The 20,376-nt window shown below is 33.6% G+C and carries 13 protein-coding genes and 3 CRISPR repeat arrays; of the genes, 8 read left to right on the forward strand and 5 right to left on the reverse strand.

What is annotated here, in order from left to right:
• Positions 1 to 5: 5 nt before the first annotated feature.
• The 5 genes from rfaP to GAPWK_RS02900 form a co-directional block, all read right to left on the reverse strand.
• Positions 6 to 809, reverse strand: coding sequence for a lipopolysaccharide core heptose(I) kinase RfaP (gene rfaP, locus GAPWK_RS02855; RefSeq protein ID WP_038517074.1), 804 nt, complete (start codon positions 807 to 809; stop codon positions 6 to 8).
• On the reverse strand, positions 802 to 1,923 hold the full coding sequence (locus GAPWK_RS02860; RefSeq protein WP_025314786.1) for a glycosyltransferase family 4 protein: 1,122 nt from the start codon (positions 1,921 to 1,923) through the stop codon (positions 802 to 804). Before GAPWK_RS02860 ends, rfaP begins: the two co-directional genes overlap by 8 nt.
• Positions 1,924 to 2,614: 691 nt before the next feature.
• On the reverse strand, positions 2,615 to 3,541 hold the full coding sequence (locus GAPWK_RS02865) for a TIGR01212 family radical SAM protein (RefSeq protein WP_025314787.1): 927 nt from the start codon (positions 3,539 to 3,541) through the stop codon (positions 2,615 to 2,617).
• A gap of 310 nt (positions 3,542 to 3,851) precedes the next feature.
• A CRISPR array of direct repeats spans positions 3,852 to 4,124; the repeat unit is 29 nt; unit sequence CGGTTTATCCCTGTGTATACAGGGAACAT.
• Positions 4,125 to 6,061: 1,937 nt separating this feature from the next.
• Positions 6,062 to 7,339, reverse strand: a complete 1,278-nt coding sequence (locus GAPWK_RS02885) for a PAAR domain-containing protein (RefSeq protein ID WP_025314790.1) — start codon at positions 7,337 to 7,339, stop codon at positions 6,062 to 6,064.
• 319 nt (positions 7,340 to 7,658) lie between these two features.
• Positions 7,659 to 8,358: direct repeats of the CRISPR family, unit length 29 nt; unit sequence CGGTTTATCCCTGTGTATACAGGGAACAT.
• 1,940 nt (positions 8,359 to 10,298) lie between these two features.
• Positions 10,299 to 11,576: a PAAR domain-containing protein gene (locus GAPWK_RS02900; RefSeq protein WP_025314792.1), complete on the reverse strand. Its 1,278-nt coding sequence runs from the start codon at positions 11,574 to 11,576 to the stop codon at positions 10,299 to 10,301.
• Positions 11,577 to 11,894: 318 nt separating this feature from the next.
• Positions 11,895 to 12,167: a CRISPR direct-repeat array (repeat unit 29 nt; unit sequence CGGTTTATCCCTGTGTATACAGGGAACAT).
• A 581-nt stretch (positions 12,168 to 12,748) separates the two neighbouring features.
• On the opposite strand from GAPWK_RS02900, the gene GAPWK_RS02910 reads away from it, so the two are divergent.
• From GAPWK_RS02910 to GAPWK_RS02945, 8 genes are all read left to right on the forward strand, one after another.
• Positions 12,749 to 13,387, forward strand: a complete 639-nt coding sequence (locus tag GAPWK_RS02910) for a nitroreductase family protein (protein ID WP_025314794.1) — start codon at positions 12,749 to 12,751, stop codon at positions 13,385 to 13,387.
• A 15-nt stretch (positions 13,388 to 13,402) separates the two neighbouring features.
• A complete protein-coding gene (locus GAPWK_RS02915; RefSeq protein WP_025314795.1) occupies positions 13,403 to 14,602 on the forward strand; it encodes an FTR1 family iron permease in 1,200 nt (399 codons plus the stop codon).
• Between the two features lie 217 nt (positions 14,603 to 14,819).
• Complete coding sequence (locus tag GAPWK_RS02920; protein WP_025314796.1) at positions 14,820 to 15,383, forward strand: iron transporter; 564 nt, start codon at positions 14,820 to 14,822, stop codon at positions 15,381 to 15,383.
• A 98-nt stretch (positions 15,384 to 15,481) separates the two neighbouring features.
• Positions 15,482 to 16,732 (forward strand): Fe-S-containing protein, encoded by a 1,251-nt coding sequence (locus GAPWK_RS02925; RefSeq protein WP_025314797.1) that lies wholly within the window; start codon positions 15,482 to 15,484, stop codon positions 16,730 to 16,732.
• Between the two features lie 21 nt (positions 16,733 to 16,753).
• Positions 16,754 to 18,040, forward strand: a complete 1,287-nt coding sequence (locus GAPWK_RS02930) for an ABC transporter permease (RefSeq protein ID WP_025314798.1) — start codon at positions 16,754 to 16,756, stop codon at positions 18,038 to 18,040.
• Between the two features lie 17 nt (positions 18,041 to 18,057).
• On the forward strand, positions 18,058 to 19,200 hold the full coding sequence (locus GAPWK_RS02935) for an ABC transporter permease (protein ID WP_025314799.1): 1,143 nt from the start codon (positions 18,058 to 18,060) through the stop codon (positions 19,198 to 19,200).
• Positions 19,201 to 19,210: 10 nt separating this feature from the next.
• Positions 19,211 to 19,870 (forward strand): ABC transporter ATP-binding protein, encoded by a 660-nt coding sequence (locus GAPWK_RS02940; RefSeq protein WP_025314800.1) that lies wholly within the window; start codon positions 19,211 to 19,213, stop codon positions 19,868 to 19,870.
• Between the two features lie 17 nt (positions 19,871 to 19,887).
• A complete protein-coding gene (locus GAPWK_RS02945) occupies positions 19,888 to 20,352 on the forward strand; it encodes a DUF4418 family protein (protein ID WP_025314801.1) in 465 nt (154 codons plus the stop codon).
• Positions 20,353 to 20,376 lie beyond the last annotated feature (24 nt).

Below are 20,376 nucleotides of genomic sequence, written 5' to 3' on the forward strand. Positions count from 1 at the left end.
TTATGTTAAAGTTGATACTTCTTTGTCCGTTTGCTAATTCGTTCTGCTTTTTGTTGCGCGCTGGTGATTAATTTATGTTCATCACGTAAAATTGTTTTAAGTGGTTTGTTAAAATAAACCTTCAAAAATCGCCAAATATCCCGATTAGTTAAGCCAATTTTAGCCGATGAAAAATAAAGTCCAATTAGATCTTTATCGCGCCAACGTGTAGGTACTTTATCGCGAGTTTGGGCTCGATGTAAATCAATTACTGATAATTTAATTTGCTGATTGTTTTCAAATAACGGTATATCAAGCAAAAAATGACATAAATAACAATCACGATGATTTACCCCAGCAGCATGCATTTTAGCGGTCATATTGGCTAAATAAATAATCAATGAACGTTTTAAATTATAACTAGGAGGATGGGTGATCCATGACTTAGTAAAATCTTCTAAACTAATGGTAGGGTTAAGATCTTTGGTAATAATAAACGAGTGACGTGTCAGTGGGTTTAAACCTTTTCGTCCAAATGCGCGCCCATCCATAGTATTTACGCCTGCTTGCTCTAAACGATGAATCGCATCCCATTCTTGTTTGGCATCTAAAACAGGTAAACGTAGCGAAATTAGATTCTTTACAATCTCTTTAATTGTCGTACCACGATGAATTTTAATAAAATATGACTCACCTTCTAATTGAAAATTTAAAGTTTTACGTTGTTTAACTGCACGATAGACTTTACCTGAAATTAATTCAACCTCAGTAAATGGATCTTTTTGTAGCCATAATTGCTCAAAAGGTGATTTAAGTATAATTTCATTCATGATGACATCCTAAAATAATGTCTGCTGCGCGCTGTGCTAAATGATACAAATCTTCACTATTACCATAGGCAATGGCATTCTTATGCCAACTTAACCATTGCTCTTTATCGTTGATTAACTGCGCTAACGCTTGATCTAAAGCATTTTGATGATAAGGTTCTGTCAACACAATACCAGCATTAGCTTGGCTAATATGATAAGCATATCCAGAAATACCTGAAACAATCACCGGTACACCTGCTGCTAATGCTTCAATTAATACCATACCAGCAGCTTCTTGTCTGGCTGGATGAATTAATAGATCCGCTGAAAATAAAAAATCAGGAATATCATCACGACCTGAAAAGAATCGTACATGTTTTGCAATATTTAACTCTTCGGCCAATTTTTGATAGAGTTCAGGCTTATCTTGCCCAACAACCAAATAGGTGACTTTTTGTTTTGATTCATTAGGTAAAGCAGCAATCGCTTTTAATGACCGATCTACTCCTTTACGTTTAAAATCTGAGCCAATTTGTACTATCACAAAATCATCTTGGTTAATTTGATTTTTATGTCGAAATTGTTCACGCTTTATTGGAGCATAAACACTGTATTTACGATCTAAAGCAATTCCCGGTGGCAATAAAAAGAATCGTTCATTTTGAGTATGATAATAATTTTTAAAATCTTGAATTTGTTGTTTAGTTAACACCATGATTTTAGTTGTTGAACTTTGGTCAAAAACAGCTTGTTCAAATGATAAATAGTGTTTGTAACGATTAGATAGTTTATAAAAAAAGCCCTTGTGTGATGTTTTTTCAGCAAAACAAGTATCACCGGCAAAATAGACATCTAACCCCGGCATTTTGTTAAATCCTACTACACAATCAGCGGGATTAGTTTTTAAATGCGCTTTTACCCAATGGTAATAAGCTTGATTGCGACTATGGTTAGTTAACCCTTTTTTAGGAACAATAATAATATCAAATCCGGCTGGTTTATCGCCTTGCCAGTCTAAAACATAAACACGAATTTGATGTCCACGCGCTTGGCAAGCAGTAGCAATTTGCAAAAAATCACGTTGCAAACCACCAAAAGGGAAAAATTTATAAATACAAAAAGCCAGTTGCATGCAGATTGTCTCAAATGATAAAACGCCATTATATACTTGTTGTTAACAAAGGTACAAAAATACGCTGATTCAATTAATATTATTCTGTAAATTTGTATAAATAGTGTTTAACAATCTAAAAAACGCTTTAAGTTATCGCTATTATGATTTTTTAAAACAGATAATCAATATAGATAATTAAATTTATATAAAAAAGAATGTGATACTATCTTCTATTTTTTAGAAAAACTAAATTTTTATCAAATTAAATTACAAATTATTAAGATATTGAAAATGGGGCGTTAGGAAACGGCGGTTTATAAATTTAAGCAATCCTTAGTATTTCCTTGAATGAAATTTACAATCGAAATTGGTGATAATATAGTTAAAATTAATGAAACAAATAGTATTTTAAAAATTATACCGCTAAAGCAAAGATTTCAAATTCATTAATACTATTATCTGTATTTATGGTTTTCACAAACCAGTGAGTATGAAACTGATTTTATGATTCAGCAATTGCATCAGTATTAACTTTAAACTTTTGACAGCTTACGCTTAGTAAACTTATAGGTACTATTAATTGTATCCTAATTGTCTGTATTTATATTTTGTTGATAATTAATATCAAAATATTTAGTCATTAATCAATTAACATCAAGATCGGTTGTTAATAAATTAGTTTGTTAAGTTTAACTGCATCAGTATTTTTTTATAATTTGAATTGATAAGTATCACCAATAGCACTACCTTGAACACCAAATTGGCGTAAGTTGTTATCGACAGCATTCATTGATTGCCAATGATTTTCGCACCAATCAGGGGCGAGTAAGGTTGGTTTTCTGGCATTGGCTGAAATTCGATGATATAAAATATTAGCGGGAGTTTGTCGAATAATATCACCGGCAATATCCACATACTCCTCTAATGATAATACCGTTAAGCGACCCGCTCGCCATGCTTTTGCCATAATACTGCCTTCAACAATATGCAAAGGATGCAGTTTTAGCCCATCAACACCACTTGTTAACACGCGATCAAGCGTAATTAGACTATCTTGCTTGTTTTCATTTGGTAAACCAATAATTAAATGGGTGCATACTTTTATACCAAGTTTACGGGCTTTTTGTACCGTTTGATGATAATCGTTAAATGTATGCCCACGATTAATATGATGTAATGTTTTATCATTAGCAGTTTGCAAACCAAGTTCTAACCAAACTTCGTAACCTTGATCTTGATATTGAGCAAGTAAATCTAATGCTTCTTTAGGAACACAATCTGGACGAGTACCAACACATAAGCCAACAATATCGGCACTGTTAAGCGCTTCTTGATACATATTTTTAAGAATTTCAACTTCGGCATAAGTACTGGTATAAGCTTGAAAGTAGGCAAGATAACGCTTTGATTTTTTCATTTGATGTGCTTGGGTTGCAAGCTGTTCAGAAATAGATTTTACTTGGATAGATTCATCAATAATTGACGCAACATTACAAAAAGTGCAACCACCAACACCAAGAGTACCATCACGATTTGGACAACTAAATCCACCATGTAACGTTAATTTATAGATCTTTTCGCCATAACGACGCTGCAAATCGGATCCAAACGTATTAACCACTAAATGTAATTGCATAACAAACCAAAATAAAAATTTTTTTTATTGTACGAAGATAACTAATGAACATCAAGAACTAACAGAGCGTTACTTTAACCATTGCCTTTACAATAGTAATACCTTAAAACATTGAATGATATGCATTTTTATAAAACATTGGTTTATATAAAATTAACCATTAAACTAAATGAATTCTCGATGTTTTTATACTGAAACATAGCCATAATCTGAAACTTTTTGACAAAAATTAGCAAAATCTTGCATAAAAGAAAAATCCCTGTGTGTACAGGGAACATGTACGTCTAAAATCGTGAGAACTCCACTCGACCGGTTTATCCCTGTGTATACAGGGAACATCTGCTATCCCACCAATTCCGTGTACAGTTTCGCGGTTTATCCCTGTGTATACAGGGAACATACGACCAAATGCATCACATCGATAACTCAGCGCGGTTTATCCCTGTGTATACAGGGAACATGGTGCGACTATGGGTGAAATGGCAATAGGTCCCGGTTTATCCCTGTGTATACAGGGAACATATTTATATAATGGATGGTAAATAACAAATTTACGGTTTATCCCTGTGTATACAGGGAACATACCAATTATAACATACTGTTTTATAATTAAAATCTTGGTTGTCAAATTTCTACCGATTTTTTGGGATATTTTTCATCAAAATCATGATATATAACACTATGTTTTTATTTTATTAATTAAAATTAATAGAAGTTAAAATTAGATTCTACGGGATTCTACCGATAAGTTTATATTTTTCATGTAATTAAAAAAAGGTAAACAATGAAATACAGAATTGCGATTTTTGAAGAGCAAAAAAATGCTATGCAATATTAACACATCGACGGTTTATCTCTATGTATACAGGGAACGTCATCACTATAACTTATTAATTAAAATACTTTGCTGAAAATTTCCACCAGTTTTTTTATGTTTTTAATATGATTTTTTTGAGATGTTTTTAATGCTTTGTTGTTATCAACATCACTCTATTTTTAGAATTGTTTGTTTATGTGGTTCGGTTACAAAATTTATATAAATTAGACTCAAGCACCGATTTTTAGTTAGTACCATTTCAGTAATTTTTTAAGTAATTCGATGTATTTTTTTGAATGAAAACCATTAGGTAACTGTTTATATTTATTAAATATTATCTTTTATAAAAATAAGGTTAAATTAAAGTGTTTATTGATTTTTATACTGAAACGTATAGTTAATCTGAAACTTTTTGGCAGATTTTACTCCTGTATAGAGGGAATATCTAACTTTCTCGGCAACAAATACTAGTATCAGTTTTTTTGGTAATTATATCTCTACGGTTATTATAATTTACTCTTCTGGTGAAACTGACTTCACTTTAAGTTCAATTTGAATGTTTATGAATTTCAGACTTAAAAAAACGCAATCAAGCGGTTATTGTTTTATTAATGTTATTCATTGCCTTTGAAAAGCTATAAAGAAAGAATTCTACTATTTTTTCTTGTTATTGGAAGGATATATGATATTTTCTACCCAGCCTATAGCAAATATATAGGCAATCAGAAAGAATATGGCAGACGCAATAATAAAATCATTGTGTAAATCACGAAAAAAATTTTTTCTAGCACAAATACTACAGTGTATTCCTCCTAGTAAATACATCCAAATTATCAGAATACGTCGAGTCCATTTTAATGGTTTGTTATATTTATAATCCTTTTCCGTGAAACGAGAACATTGGAAATAATAACAAGCGCACAGAGTAGCTATCGATAAAAAATAATAAATAAAAATAATAAGCATTATTAATCCGTTATATCATTTTCAATTATCTTCTCACCTCAATCTACTATACTTTTTTAAATTATGATATTAATGATTTACGGCAAGGTAACATTCTTTAACGTATACATTAAATCTTATTTTCTATCTTTTGGGAGGGAGTTTTAAACTAAACATAAAATAAAAAACTAAACAAATATTTACAATTACAGACATACGGATAAATATAAGCAAAAGATCATTAGATTTTAAATCAAGGTATTTAAGGTTTAGCAACATATAAATGTTATAAACTTGTACCAAACAATAATATAAAATAGCAAATATTCGTTTAAGATTTAATGCTCTGTCATTGTGATAATTTGTTGCACGAAAATAAAAATAAAACCAAGTAAAAAAATCAAATACTAACAAACAATAAAATATAATACATTCAATAATCATCTAGATTTACTTCCGTTTCTTTTTATTGCTTTTTGGGGAAGAGTCTAAATCAATCGTCGCACTCATAAAGTATAGACCAATTATCACTACAGAAAATAAGACAAATACGCTAGGTATAATTTTTTCTTTAACAAGCAAAAAAATATATAAAGAATAAACCGCTATAAAGTTACAATAAATATTAAAATAAATTCGCTTACGATTTAATGATTTATTATTATAATAATCAGATGTAATAAATTTTGAAAAACGATATCGCCAAAAAAAACCAATTATAACTAAACAACAATAACAGACACAGATAAAAATTAACATTACTCTTTACCATCCTCAATTATGTCCCCATTAGTATCTTTTTTATATTCCGTGCCATCTTTTCTTTTACAAAGATAATATAATGGTGTTTTTTCATCAGTGTTCGCTGTTGTTATCATTAGATCACAATCTTCTACAATCTGCTTAACATTAATAATTGTTTTGGGCTTCCTAACTGCCATGACTACTTGTTGAGTATCTTTATTAAAGATGAAAGCGTTATCAAACTCCTGATATAAATTATATAACGATATAATATCACTGAAAAACTCAGTATTAAGCATTAATTTACTCATTTGTTTGTAAGCCATTTCAAGGTCTTTCCTCCCGTAAGAAAATAGCTTAAATACAGGATCACCAAATTCATTTAGTTTTGGAATCAGTTTTACTTTACCATAAAATGAACCACCAAGATCAATCAAATCATAAATTATACTACCGATTGAACCGTCAAATCCCAGTGCTTCTACGCTTAATTTATATAACTGTCTGACTGGTCCCTCAACTTCAATATCACGATCACCACCATCTATTTCATTCATGACGCCATTAAAAATGCCAGCGCTACCCTCATAAATGCCGTTTAATCCATGAGCTATCATTGGTGCGCCGATAACACATCCTAGCACAGTATCACAGAGGACTAATCCTGCGGTAGTTACACCTGCACCGCCAAAAACAGACAGTCCATTACCGAGCCAAATTAATGATTGATCCAAAAGGCTTTTTTCTTCTTTCTTAATTTTTTCAGCGCCCTGCTCATACGTCATAGCACCGCTGTCTACCTTTTCAACAATATCATTAGCAAACGATTCAACGTCCTGCTTGAACGCCTGTTTAATATCATCATGATACAAGTGCTTTTCGCATAACTCATCAGCACATTGTAAGAGACGGCGTGCATCAATTCTAATTAAATTGTTTTCGTTATCATTTGCGGAATTAAATTGTTTTTGATTACCAGCAAACGAATTAGATTGGACAGAGCCACCACTAACCCCGACAAATATAGTGCTGTTTAAGGCTAAGATTCTATGCCCACCGACTGGCGTGCATTTACACGCAACAATACAGCCATCATAGGCAACAGGTTTGCCATCGATAATAAAATCGTTTGCCCCCTCTATGATTCTGCCAGTACTGCTGCATTTAGGACAGGAAACCAAATCACCTAATAGAGCAACACCATCCATACCACAATACCCTTGCCCTGACGCTGTAATAATCCTACCGCCATAATTGGTCATATCTCCTAAAATAGCTACTTGCTTTATCATGCTACATCCTCATATTGTGGCATGGTATCCAGTGTGAATATGTATATAGTTTATACAAATTAGCTAAATTAATCTGATTTTTTGTGTTAATGAGTGTAAATAGATATTTGGTTATGAACAGGTATTTGAATCGTTAAGACCTTGACTGCCCACCTTTGCGCGCCCTGCAATTTTGTAATGGTAATAGGGTATAGTTGCTTTTTATCAGGTGATTTTGTTTTTTCTCGCAAATCATTCCACAGGTCGATAACCGTGGCGAAATTTTGTTTACAAATACCAACCAATTGTAGCACTGTAGGAAAAAATTTATGCCTACTATTGATTAATCCCTGTGTATACAGGGAACATAACCGCCATTTAGGGCGATTTGGGATAAAATACGGTTTATCCCTGTGTATACAGGGAACATAAAAACTCAATACGACCGCCCAAAATGTACCCCGGTTTATCCCTGTGTATACAGGGAATATCTCAGGGAGTGTTTGGACTGGGAAGGCGTTGTCGGTTTATCCCTGTGTATACAGGGAACATTCAAATACATAGCCAAAACTGAAATATGGACCCGGTTTATCCCTGTGTATACAGGGAACATTACATGGAAGTCGAACATTTCAAATGTAAAAGCGGTTTATCCCTGTGTATACAGGGAACATAATCTAGGAGATCATCATCATTATCAAATACCCGGTTTATCCCTGTGTATACAGGGAACATGTCATCTCACGTTTTCAAAAATTGGTGATTGCCGGTTTATCCCTGTGTATACAGGGAACATAGCAGGTCAGAGCTTCATATAAAGCTGGTACTCGGTTTATCCCTGTGTATACAGGGAACATAACAGCGCAGACGAAAACCTGCGAGGATAAAACGGTTTATCCCTGTGTATACAGGGAACATATAATTTGAGACTACCTCGCAATATGGGTCAGCGGTTTATCCCTGTGTATACAGGGAACATCAATCAGGGTGAGACGGATTAATAAAACAAGGCGGTTTATCCCTGTGTATACAGGGAACATACCAATTATAACATACTGTTTTATAATTAAAATCTTGACTGTCAAATTTCTACCGATTTTTTTGGATATTTTTCATCAAAATCATAATGTATAACACTATGTTTTTATTTGATTAATTAAAATTAATAGAAGTTAAAATTAGATTCTACGGGATTCTACCGATAAATTTATATTTTTCATGTAATTAAAAAAAGTAAACAATGAAATACAGAATTGCGATTTTTGAATAGCAAAAAATGCTATGCAATATTAACACATCGAAGGTTTATCTCTATGTATACAGGGAACGTCCTTATTATAACTTATTGTTTATTAATTAAAATCATTTGCTGAAATTTCCGCCAACTTTTTAATGTTTTTAATATGATTTCTTTCAGATGTTTTTAATGTTTTGTTGTTATCAAAATCACTCTATTTTTAGAATTGGTTGCTTATGTGGTTCGGTTACAAAATTTACATAAATTAGACTTAAGCACCGATTTTTAGTTAGTACCATTTCAGTAATTTTTTAAGTAATTCGATGTATTTTTTTGAATCATAACCATTAGGTAACTGTTTATATTTATTAAATATTATCTTTTATAAACATAAGGTTAAATTAAAGTATTTATTGATTTTTATACTGAAACGTATAGTTAATCTGAAACTTTTTGGCAGATTTTACTCCTGCATAGAGGGAATATCTAACTTTCTCGGCAACAAATACTAGTATCAGTTTTTTTGGTAATTATATTTCTACGGTTATTATAATTTACTCTTCTGGTGAAACTGACTTCACTTTAAGTTCAATTTGAATGTTTATGAATTTCAGACTTAAAAAAACGCAATCAAGCGGTTATTGTTTTATTAATGTTATTCATTGCCTTTGAAAAGCTATAAAGAAAGAATTCTACTATTTTTTCTTGTTATTGGAAGGATATATGATATTTTCTACCCAGCCTATAGCAAATATATAGGCAATCAGAAAGAATATGGCAGACGCAATAATAAAATCATTGTGTAAATCACGAAAAAAATTTTTTCTAGCACAAATACTACAGTGTATTCCTCCTAGTAAATACATCCAAATTATCAGAATACGTCGAGTCCATTTTAATGGTTTGTTATATTTATAATCCTTTTCCGTAAAACGAGAACGGCGGAAATAATAGCAGGCGCACAAAGTAGCTATAGATAAAAAATAATAAATAAAAATAATAAGCATTATTAATCCGTTATATCATTTTCAATTACCTTCTCACCTCAATTTACTATACTTTTTAAATTATGATATTAATGATTCATGGCAAAGTGGGCATTCTTTTAAGTATTCATTAAATCTCATTTTCTAGCTTTTGGTAGTGGTTTCAGAGTTAAAATAAAATACCAGACTAAACCAATATTTACAATTACAGACATACGGATAAATATAAGCAAAAGATCATTAGATTTTAAATCAAGGTATTTAAGGTTTAGTATCATATAAATGTTATAAACTTGTACCAAACAATAATATAAAATAGCAAATATTCGTTTAAGATTTAATGCTCTGTCATTGTGATAATTTGTTGCACGAAAGTAAAAATAAAGCCAAACAAAAAAATCTAATATCAACAAGCAATAAAATATAATACATTCAATAATCATATAGATTTACTTCCGTTTCTTTTTCCTGCTTTTTGAGGACGAGTCTAAATCGATAGTAGTATGCATAAAGTACAAACAAAGTGCTATTGCAAAAAGAAAAACTAGTATACTTGGTATTCTTTTTTCAATAACAAGTAAACACATATAAAAAGAGAAAATTGCTACAAAATTAGAATATATATTAAAATAAATTCGCTTACGATTTAATGATTTATTATTATAGTAATCAGATGTAGTAAATTTTGAAAAACGATATCGCCAAAAAAAACCAATTATAACTAAACAACAATAACAGACACAGATAAAAATTAACATTACTCTTTACTATCCTCAATTATGTTTCCATTAGTATCTTTTTTATATTCCGTGCCATCTTTTCTGTTACAAAGATAATATACTGGTGTTTTTTCATCAGTGTTCGCTGTTGTTATTATCAGATCACAATCATCTACAATTTGCTTAACATTAATAATTGTTTTAGGTTTCCTAACGACCATGACTACTTGTTCGGTATCTTTATTAAAGATATAGGCATTAAGGGAATTTTTAAATATTTTAATTACCGATAAAGCATCGCTTATAAGCTCCACTTCAAGCATTAGTTTACTCATTTGTTTGTAAGCCATTTCAAGGTCTTTCCTTGCGTAAGAAAATAGCTTAAATAGAGGATCACCAAATTCATTTAGTTTTGGAATCAGTTTTACTTTCCCATATAATGAACCTTTAAGGTCAACTACATCATAAATTATATCTCCTATGGACGCATCATATCCTATCGCTTCAGCTCCAGACTGATATAATTTTCTTAGAGGACCGTCCTCCTCCATATCACGATTGCCACCATCAATTTCATTCATGACACCATTAAAAATACCAGCACTACCCTCATAAATGCCGTTTAATCCATGAGCCACCATGGGTGCTCCAACAACACATCCCCATCCTGTATAGCAAAGGACTATTCCTGTGCTGGTTAATCCCGCTCCACCGAAAATAGACAGCCCATTACTGATCCAAATTAATGATTGGTCCAAAAGACTTTTTTCTTCTTCCTTGATTTTTTCAGCGCCTTGCTCATACGTCATAGCGCCACTGTCTACTCGTTCAACAATATCATTAGCAAACGCTTCAACGTCTTGCTTGAATGCTTGCTTAATATCATCATGATATAGATGCTTTTCACATAATTCATCAGCACATTGTAAGAGACGGCGTGCATCAATTCTAATTAAATTGTTTTCGTCATTATTCGCGGAATTAAATTGTTTTTGATTACCAGCAAACGAATTAGATTGGACAGAGCCACTACTAACCCCAACATACATAGTGCTCTTAAAAGCTAAAATCCTATGTTCACCAACGGGAGTGCATTTACACGCAACAATACAGCCATCATAGGCAACGAGTTTACCATCGATAATAAAATCGTTTGTCCCTTCTATGATTCTGCCAGTACTACTACATCTAGGACAGGAAACCAAATCACCTAATAGAGCAATGCCATCACCATCACTATACCCATAACCTGACGCTGTAATGATCCTACCACCATAATTAGTTGCATCACCCAAAATAGCTACTTGCTTACTCATACTACATCCTCATATTGTGGCATGGTATCCACTGTGAATATGTATATAGTTTATACAACATAGCTCTATTAATCTGATTTTTTGTGTTAATGAGTGTAAATAGATATTTGGTTATGAACAGGTATCTGAATCGTTAAGACCTTGACTGCCCACCTTTGCGCGCCCTGCAATTTTGTAATGGTAATAGAGTATAGTTGCTTTTTATCAGGTGATTTTGTTTTTTCTCGCAAATCATTCAACTGGTCGATGGCGGTAGCAATATTTTTTTTACAAATACCAACCAATTGTAGCACTGTAGGAAAAATTTATGCCTACTATTGATTAATTCCTGTGTATACAGGGAACATAATTATTGGCGGTGCTACAAGCCATACCTTGTCGGTTTATCCCTGTGTATACAGGGAACATAACATTAAAATAGGAATTCCAACCACTGCCGCCGGTTTATCCCTGTGTATACAGGGAACATCTCCCTAGTTTCTGGATTGTAATTGTCAGGCACGGTTTATCCCTGTGTATACAGGGAACATAACAAATCATAAAAGCTGATTGTAAAAAGGATCGGTTTATCCCTGTGTATACAGGGAACATACCGATTATAACATATTGTTTTATAATTAAAATCTTGACTGTCAAATTTCTACCGATTTTTTAGGTTATTTTTTATCAAAATTAGTATTTATAACATTATGTTTTTATTTGATTAATTAAAATTAATAGAAGTTAAAATTAGATTCTACGGGATTCTACCGATTAGTTTATATTTTTCATGTAATTAAAAAAGTAAACAATGAAATACAGAATTGCGATTTTTGAATAGCAAAAAAATGCTATGCAATATTAACACATCGAAGGTTTATCTCTATGTATACAGGGAACACTCTAATTATAACTGTTTGTTTTATAATTAAAATAGCAACATTAAAATTTTTATCAACTTTTTAGGTTGTTTTATAATCAAATCATATTGATTTAACGAATATTTTTATTGAAAGCATAATTAATGTTATAAAGCTGATATTAACGAATCGGTTGCTAACAATAACTATATTGATTATTTTAATAATTTTAATTTAGCTTAAAAATGATAATTATTATTATTTGATATTGATAATTGTGATCATTAGCAATAAGATATCACCACGCTATTACCGAAAGTTCAGGAGTATGTTATGCCTTGGGGTTTACGGAAGACCGTTTCCATTCTATTTTTATCATTGTTTTATTTACCACTTTGTTATGCCGATATTAATTTACCGTCACCGCAAACGAAAGATGGCATGAGTCTGTTTGAAAGTCTTAAAAAACGCGTATCAACGCCAGGTGGTGGATTTCCTGCTGGGCAAGTGACTGATGATGAATTATCCACAGTACTTTGGGCTGCTAGTGGATTAAACCGTGGTAAGACAGGGTGGACAGTTCCGATGTCGAAAGGCAAAGCTCCTTACGTACGCATTTATGTTGCTAGTGAAAAGGGCACTTTTTTATATGAGTGGGATGGTCATTTTCTGCGTGAAATCAATAATCAAGATATCCGAGGTGATATTGGTCAGCAAAGCTTTACCAAACGTGCAGCTTATTCATTAATCTTTGTGTCAGATGCGAATGCATTGTCGGATATTAAACCAGACGAAGTCACAAATTTCAGTTATACCGCAGTTGGAGCTATGAGCCAAAATGTATATTTAGCAGCGGCGGCTTTAAAATTAAGTGCTCGTTATATCCATTCCATTAAGCCAGAAGCAATAAGCCAAGTATTACAATTGCCAAAAGACGATGTACCGTTAGGTATGATTTTGTTAGGAAAGTAAAAGGTAAAGGACGTTATGAAAAAGTTTTTTACATTAGCTTTATTGCTAATTGCTAGCTTGGTTGCTTTTGCACCCTCATCTTATGCTAATGAAAAACAGTACAAAAGCTGGAACGAAATTATTGATGAAATGGATGTTATCTTAAATGATGCCTATGATATCTATTTCATGAAAGATACAGAACGAGCTAAAGAACGCGTCAATAATGCCTATTTTGGATTTTATGAAAAGCATGGCGTTGAACGTGCGGTAATGTCTTATATTTCAGGAAAACGTGGCACGGATACCGAATATCAGTTTGCTAAAATCAAGCGATTAATGACCAACGGCGCTCCAAATAAAACTGTTCGAGCTGAAATTGATGTAATTTTAAAAATGTTACATGAAGATGCTAACGATTTAGATGGTAAAAAAGAGAGTGGTTTAAGTGTCTTTTTTGCATCATTTATTATTATTTTCCGTGAAGGTCTGGAAGCTATATTAGTAATTGCCGCTATTTCTGCCTATTTAGTGCGTACCAATAACAAACCAATGTTAAAAGTGGTATATCTCAGCTCAATGGTAGCTATTTTAGCAAGCATTCTTGCTGCCATTGCTTTGCATACTGTTGTAGGTTTAAGTGGCGCTAATCAAGAAATTATGGAAGGTGGCGCAATGTTATTGGCCACTGTTGTGCTGTTGTTTGTCAGTAACTGGATGGTTTCCAAAGCTGAAGCCGAAGCTTGGAAGAGTTATGTGGAAGGTAAAGTCCAAACTGCGGTAACTACTGGTAGCAGTTTTGCTTTAGGATTTGCTGCATTCTTAGCTGTATTTAGGGAAGGGGCTGAAACCATTATCTTTTATCAAGCTATGCTAGCTGATGCCAAAGAACATATGGATATGGTGTGGTATGGTCTAGGTGTTGGAACGCTCATTTTAACATTTATCTTTCTTGTCATTCGTTTCGGTGCAGTTAGGTTACCACTTAAACCATTCTTTATTTGCACAAGCATGCTCATGTATTTAATGGCGATAGCTTTTGCTGGCGGTGGTGTAAAAGAGTTACAAGAAGCAGATATTATCCCGGTCACACCAGTTGATTTTATACACTCGGTTGAAATTTTGGGTATTTACCCAACTGTCGAGACATTGATACCGCAAGTAATTATGGTTCTTGTTGTAGTACTTTCTGTAATGTACTACAAAAAAGGCAAAAACAATAAAAAAGAGCAATAAATAAAAATCCACCTTGTTAAGCTTTAATGTTTGAATGGCAAAGATGGTGGAAAAGTAACAGGCTATTTTTAATAAATTACATTTTGACAACATAAAAGATGTACTAAAAAACAATAGCGCTGTTACTAACAGGTAATAACAGGTAGTTAATCAAAAGTAGTTTAAAACTGATCAATAAGATCGTTAAAACACTATTTAAATTGTAAAGGAGTTTTCAATGAAAAAATTAGTTATAGCTGTTGGTATTTCATCAATACTTGCATTATCCTCATTTGCTCATGCAGCAGCACCTGCACCAGGTGAACAGAAAGGCTTTGAAGAGTTTCCAATCGGTGATGAAGTGACAGTTGGTCCATTACATATTGGCGCAGTATATTTCCAACCTGTCGATATGGAACCAGCTGGTATTGGTGGTTTACCAGCATCAAAATCGGATATGCATATTGAAGCTGATATTTCAGCTGCGGAAGGTAATAAATTAGGTTATGGAGTAGGCAGTTTTGTTCCTTACTTAACGGTAAAATATAAAATCCAAAAAGAAGGTAGTGATAAAGCTATCGAAGGTAACTTTATGCCTATGAGTGCCTCTGACGGTCCACATTATGGTAATAACATCAAACTTGAAGGTGCAGGCAAATATAAAGTAACCTTTATTATTGAAAATCCAGAAAAACAAGGTTATTTATTACATGTAGATAAAGAAACGGGTGTTGAAGGTCGTTTCTGGAGTAAACCTATTGAAGTTTCTTGGGACTTTGATTATATCCCTCGTGCATGGTAATTTGCTATAAAAAAGCAGTATAATGCTTTTTAAAATTAGGATGATTTAAGGCGAGCATTAAGCTCGCCAATCTATATTGTAATAACCAGGCAAAGATTATGCTTCAATATCTTATCAAAATTACCGATAATACTTTTATTCCTGTAATCATGATTGCACTACTTAGTGCAGTAATTGCCAAATCAAATAGCTTCCATCATAAAAAAATTATTTCCGTTGGCTTTCTATTAGGATTTATTGCAGCTTTAATTTATGCCATTTTAAAACGTAACACTGGATTTGCAGTGCGTGAATTTTATGATCTTGGAGTAATTATACCTTGGGTCATTATCGCGCTACCTTTATTAGTTTGCATTTGGATGCAAAAATCTTGGCATAAAACCTTGATTAAGGTTTTATCTATAATGTTATTTGTGCTGGCTAGTGGTTTAATTACGGCACAATGTTTACCGAATTTAATGCTCTATCCGTTTGAATTTGCTGTCGGAATGGAGTCGATTTTTAATAATGAATATTTGTTCAAGTGGGTAGGGTATGGTTTTGCTCTATTGGTTTGCGTCTTAATTGGTTTATTCACGTATCGACTGTGTGGCAGGTTATCGAGTAGGTTAGTTACAATAGTCACAACGCTTTCAATTATTATTTTTACCATTCAAAATGGTATTAATATTATGCAAATTTTAATCGTTAGACGGTTCATTGCTTCACAAAAATGGATGATGGAATTGGTGATTTTTATTTTAGGTCATGTCAATTTTTTCACATTTATTTTTATGGCAATACTACTGATTTTAGCGATTATGCTCTATATCAAATCAAAAACAACCTCGTTAGTGGGTAGCAATCCAGCTCAAATCCGCAAACTTAAATCGCAATTACTTCGTGATAGAAGAACCTCACTATTTTTGGTGGCTGGCGTTGCTATTACGGCTTACACAGTGACACGTGCGCGTTATATTTTTGAAAAAGGGGTAGAACTTACTCCAGCCGAGCCGATTACAGCCAACGCTGACAATCTAATTGTCATTCCTCTTGATAATATCAATGATGGAAATTTACACCGTTATGGCTATCAAGCGACCGATGGTACTTTAGTTCGTTTTATTGTGATTAAAAAAAGCGAAAATGCCTATGGTGTTGGCTTTGATGCTTGTGATATTTGTGGCGCAAGTGGTTACTATCAACGAGGTAATCAAGTCGTCTGTATTTTGTGTGATGTGGTAATGAATATTGCCACCATTGGTTTTGCTGGAGGTTGTAATCCAGTACCACTTAAATATGAAATTATTGACGGCAATATGGTGATCCGTCCTGCGCATCTTGAAGCCGAAAAAGGTCGTTTTAAATAAAGAGTATCCAAGGAATAGAGTATGTTTCGTCGAATGTTACTGAGCGTGTTAGTACGCCAAAAAAAGAAGCTCTTTTTAATCGCGCTTACTGTTGCCCTGGGTGTTTCGTTAGCAACTGCCATGTTAAATGTCATGTTTGATGTCGGTGATAAAGTCAATCAAGAATTAAAAGCGTATGGCGCCAATCTAAATATTGTACCTAAAAACACTGCGTTAGTAAGTGAAATGTATCAGTTGGATAATAGTGATAATCAACAAGTGATGCAATACATCAAACAAGATGATCTAGTTAAAATTAAGATGATCTTCTGGGCATATAATATTGTTGATTTTGCACCTTATCTTAATACTCAAGCAATGTTAAACGATAAACCCATTACTATTGTCGGAACTTGGTTTAATAAACATCTTAAAATTCCGACTGGCGATGAAGTCGATACGGGTATGTTAGCCATGAAATCATGGTGGACAATCGAAGGCAATAAGATGACTGATGATAATCTGCAAGGCGTAATGGTCGGTGAATCGGTTGCTAAACAGTGGAACTTAAAATTAGGCGATAGTATTGAGGTTACTTCTATTCTAACGAAACAAAAAATCACTTTAACCGTGCACAATATTTTCCATAGTGGTGGCGCTGAAGATTCTCAATTATTTGTATCACTCCCAATTGCACAGCAGTTAGCTGATAAAAATGGACTCGTTGAACGAGTAGAGGTGAGTGCATTAACCACTCCCGAAAATGAATTGGCTCGTAAAGCGGCGCAAGATCCTAACAGCTTATCACGCACCGAATGGGATACTTGGTATTGCACCGCTTATATTAGTTCAATTGCTTATCAGCTAGAAGAGTTAATGCCAGATATCCGCGTTAAAGCCATCATGCAAGTTGCTGATTCAGAAGGTTCTATTTTACAAAAAACTCAGTTATTGATGCTATTGTTAACTGTTTTATCCTTAATTTGTTCTGCATTAGCGATTTCAAATTTAGTGACGGCAAATGTGATAGAACGCAGTACCGAAATTGGTTTACTCAAAGCACTCGGCGCAACCAATAGTGCTGTTGCCTTGCTCATTTTAACCGAAATTTTAATTATTGCCTTAATTGGCGGTGTTTTGGGTTACTTTATTGGTCTTGGCTTTGCGCAGATTATTGGTCATACCGTATTCGGTTCGTTTGTTGAACCTAAAATGATTATTGTTCCTTTAGTATTAATAATGGTTGCCTTAATTACATTTTTAGGTAGCTTACCAGCATTGCGTATTATGATGTTTTTACGCCCTACCGATGTACTGCATGGACGATAAGGGTAAAGGTAAATCTGATGATTAATAAAAATCGACGCTTTATTATTAAAACTATATTGAGTTCGCTCATTCGTCGACGTTCTCGCATTATTATTGCACTTTTAGGCGTGGCGATTGGCGCAACAGTATTATTAGGCATGGTCACGCTCTGTTTTGACATTCCAAGACAGATGGGGCAGGAGTTCCGTTCTTATGGAGCGAATTTATTATTAATGCCTGCGAATAATCAACCAACTGTGTCAATGGCTGATGTAAAAAAAGCGGTAAGCTTATTACCACAAGATAAACTACTTGGTGTCACGCCGTTTCGCTACGGGGCAGTGCGCGTTAACCAGCACCCTTATACCATAGTCGGTACTAACTTTAACCAAGTTACTAAAACCAGTCCTTATTGGCATATTGAAGGCAGTTTGCCACAAAAATCACATGAAGTGATGATAGGTACCGATATAGCTAATTTTGCCAATTTAAACGTTGGTAGTGAAATATCCATTTCAGGTAAATCTAAACAAGATTCTCGTTTTGATGAAGAGTTAACTATTACCGGTATTGTTAAAACAGGTAGAGCCGAAGATAATTTTATTTTTGTCGATCTGCATGATTTAGAACAATTCTTTGAAGAGAGTGATCAAGCCGAAGTTGTTGAAGTTAGCATCACAGCATCACAAAATGAGTTAAAGGACTATATAGATAATATCAAAAGTCAATCAACTACAATTGAACCACACTTAATTAAATGGGTGACACAATCGGAAACCTCAGTATTAGGTAAACTGTCATCTCTACTTTATTTAGTGACCATTGTGGTATTAGTTCTTACTATGATTTGTGTAGCAACCACCATGATGACAGTCGTAATGGAGCGCCGTAAAGAAATTGGCCTTAAAAAAGCCATTGGAGCTAATAATAAAAGTATCGCTAAAGAGTTTTTAGCCGAGGGATTAGTTCTTGGTATTATTGGAGGGATTATTGGAGTTTTTTGTGGTCTTATATTTGCGCAGGTGATCAGTTCTAACGTTTTTGGTCGTTCAATTATTATTGAATTTTATTTGATACCAAGTACTATTTTAATATCAGCAATTGTGACGGTAATTGCCTGTTTAATTCCAGTTAAACGTGCATTAGATGTTGAGCCAGCATTAGTATTGCGTGGCGAATAGGATGTAAAGTATGAATATACTCGAAGTTAATAATGTATCTAAGATTTATGGTTCTCTTCATGCCTTATCAGATGTGAATTTAGTTGTAGAAGAGAGCAAATGGTTATCCATTATGGGACCGTCGGGCAGTGGCAAAACGACCTTGATGAATATTATTGGTTGTATGGATAAACCATCTTTAGGCTCGGTCATTTTAGATGGACAAGATATCACCCAATTATCCTTACCAGAATTAACCGAAATCCGCCGTGATAAAATCGGTCTTATCTTTCAACAATTTCATTTAGTGTCTTATCTAACCGCACTAGAAAACGTAATGGTTGCACAATATTATCACAGTATGGTCGATGAAAAAGAAGCCATGCAAGCACTTGAAAGAGTTGGACTGGGCGCCCGTGCTAAACACTTGCCAAATCAGTTATCAGGCGGCGAACAGCAACGAGTATGCATTGCCCGAGCCTTAATCAATTATCCAAAATTAATCTTAGCCGATGAACCTACTGGTAATTTAGATGAAAGTAATGAAGCAATGGTTATGAATTTACTGCATCAACTGCACGAAGAAGGGAGTACTATTATTGTTGTGACTCATTCACTTGAAGTATCAAAACATGCTCAAACAACCGTTGTACTTGAACATGGCAAGGTTGCCCGAGTAATTAATAATTAACTTAAAGGTTTTAAATTATGCAAAATCGTGTTGTTTCATCTCTCGCTTATATCATCATTGGCATATTATTTATTTTATTTCCTATGTATATTTTACCTGTATGCCCTTCTGAATCAGTTAATCTACCAACCGCAATGCAAGGTCAAGTTGAACATATGCATACTGGTGTTGGTAAAATTATGAAATGCTTTTGGACGGGCCGAGCTGAAGTTGGTGTAGGCTGTTTGATTATTGCAATTGGCATCTTAATGCTATTTTGTCAAAAAATTTTTCTGCGCATGGGATTAAGTATGGCGATTGCTTGCATATCGCTATTTGCTTTGGCTATTCCGACCGTTTTAATTGGCGTATGTGATAATCAAATGATGCGCTGCAATATGGGCGCTAAACCAGCGCTAGTCTTATTGTCATTGCTATTATTTATCGTTGCGCTCGTTAATACTTTCTATCTTAATAAAGCGGCCAGAAGAAGCATATTTTAAAGACATACAATCTTTAATAAAAAC

This window comes from Gilliamella apicola (assembly GCF_000599985.1).
GTDB classification, from domain to species: Bacteria; Pseudomonadota; Gammaproteobacteria; order Enterobacterales; family Orbaceae; genus Gilliamella; species Gilliamella apicola.

Coding starts and splice junctions, on each gene's coding strand:
- rfaP (WP_038517074.1), bottom strand. CDS start 809: ATGAATGAAATTATACTTAAATCACCTTTTGAGCAATTATGGCTACAA.
- GAPWK_RS02860 (WP_025314786.1), bottom strand. CDS start 1,923: ATGCAACTGGCTTTTTGTATTTATAAATTTTTCCCTTTTGGTGGTTTG.
- GAPWK_RS02865 (WP_025314787.1), bottom strand. CDS start 3,541: ATGCAATTACATTTAGTGGTTAATACGTTTGGATCCGATTTGCAGCGT.
- GAPWK_RS02885 (WP_025314790.1), bottom strand. CDS start 7,339: ATGATAAAGCAAGTAGCTATTTTAGGAGATATGACCAATTATGGCGGT.
- GAPWK_RS02900 (WP_025314792.1), bottom strand. CDS start 11,576: ATGAGTAAGCAAGTAGCTATTTTGGGTGATGCAACTAATTATGGTGGT.
- GAPWK_RS02910 (WP_025314794.1), top strand. CDS start 12,749: ATGCCTTGGGGTTTACGGAAGACCGTTTCCATTCTATTTTTATCATTG.
- GAPWK_RS02915 (WP_025314795.1), top strand. CDS start 13,403: ATGAAAAAGTTTTTTACATTAGCTTTATTGCTAATTGCTAGCTTGGTT.
- GAPWK_RS02920 (WP_025314796.1), top strand. CDS start 14,820: ATGAAAAAATTAGTTATAGCTGTTGGTATTTCATCAATACTTGCATTA.
- GAPWK_RS02925 (WP_025314797.1), top strand. CDS start 15,482: ATGCTTCAATATCTTATCAAAATTACCGATAATACTTTTATTCCTGTA.
- GAPWK_RS02930 (WP_025314798.1), top strand. CDS start 16,754: ATGTTTCGTCGAATGTTACTGAGCGTGTTAGTACGCCAAAAAAAGAAG.
- GAPWK_RS02935 (WP_025314799.1), top strand. CDS start 18,058: ATGATTAATAAAAATCGACGCTTTATTATTAAAACTATATTGAGTTCG.
- GAPWK_RS02940 (WP_025314800.1), top strand. CDS start 19,211: ATGAATATACTCGAAGTTAATAATGTATCTAAGATTTATGGTTCTCTT.
- GAPWK_RS02945 (WP_025314801.1), top strand. CDS start 19,888: ATGCAAAATCGTGTTGTTTCATCTCTCGCTTATATCATCATTGGCATA.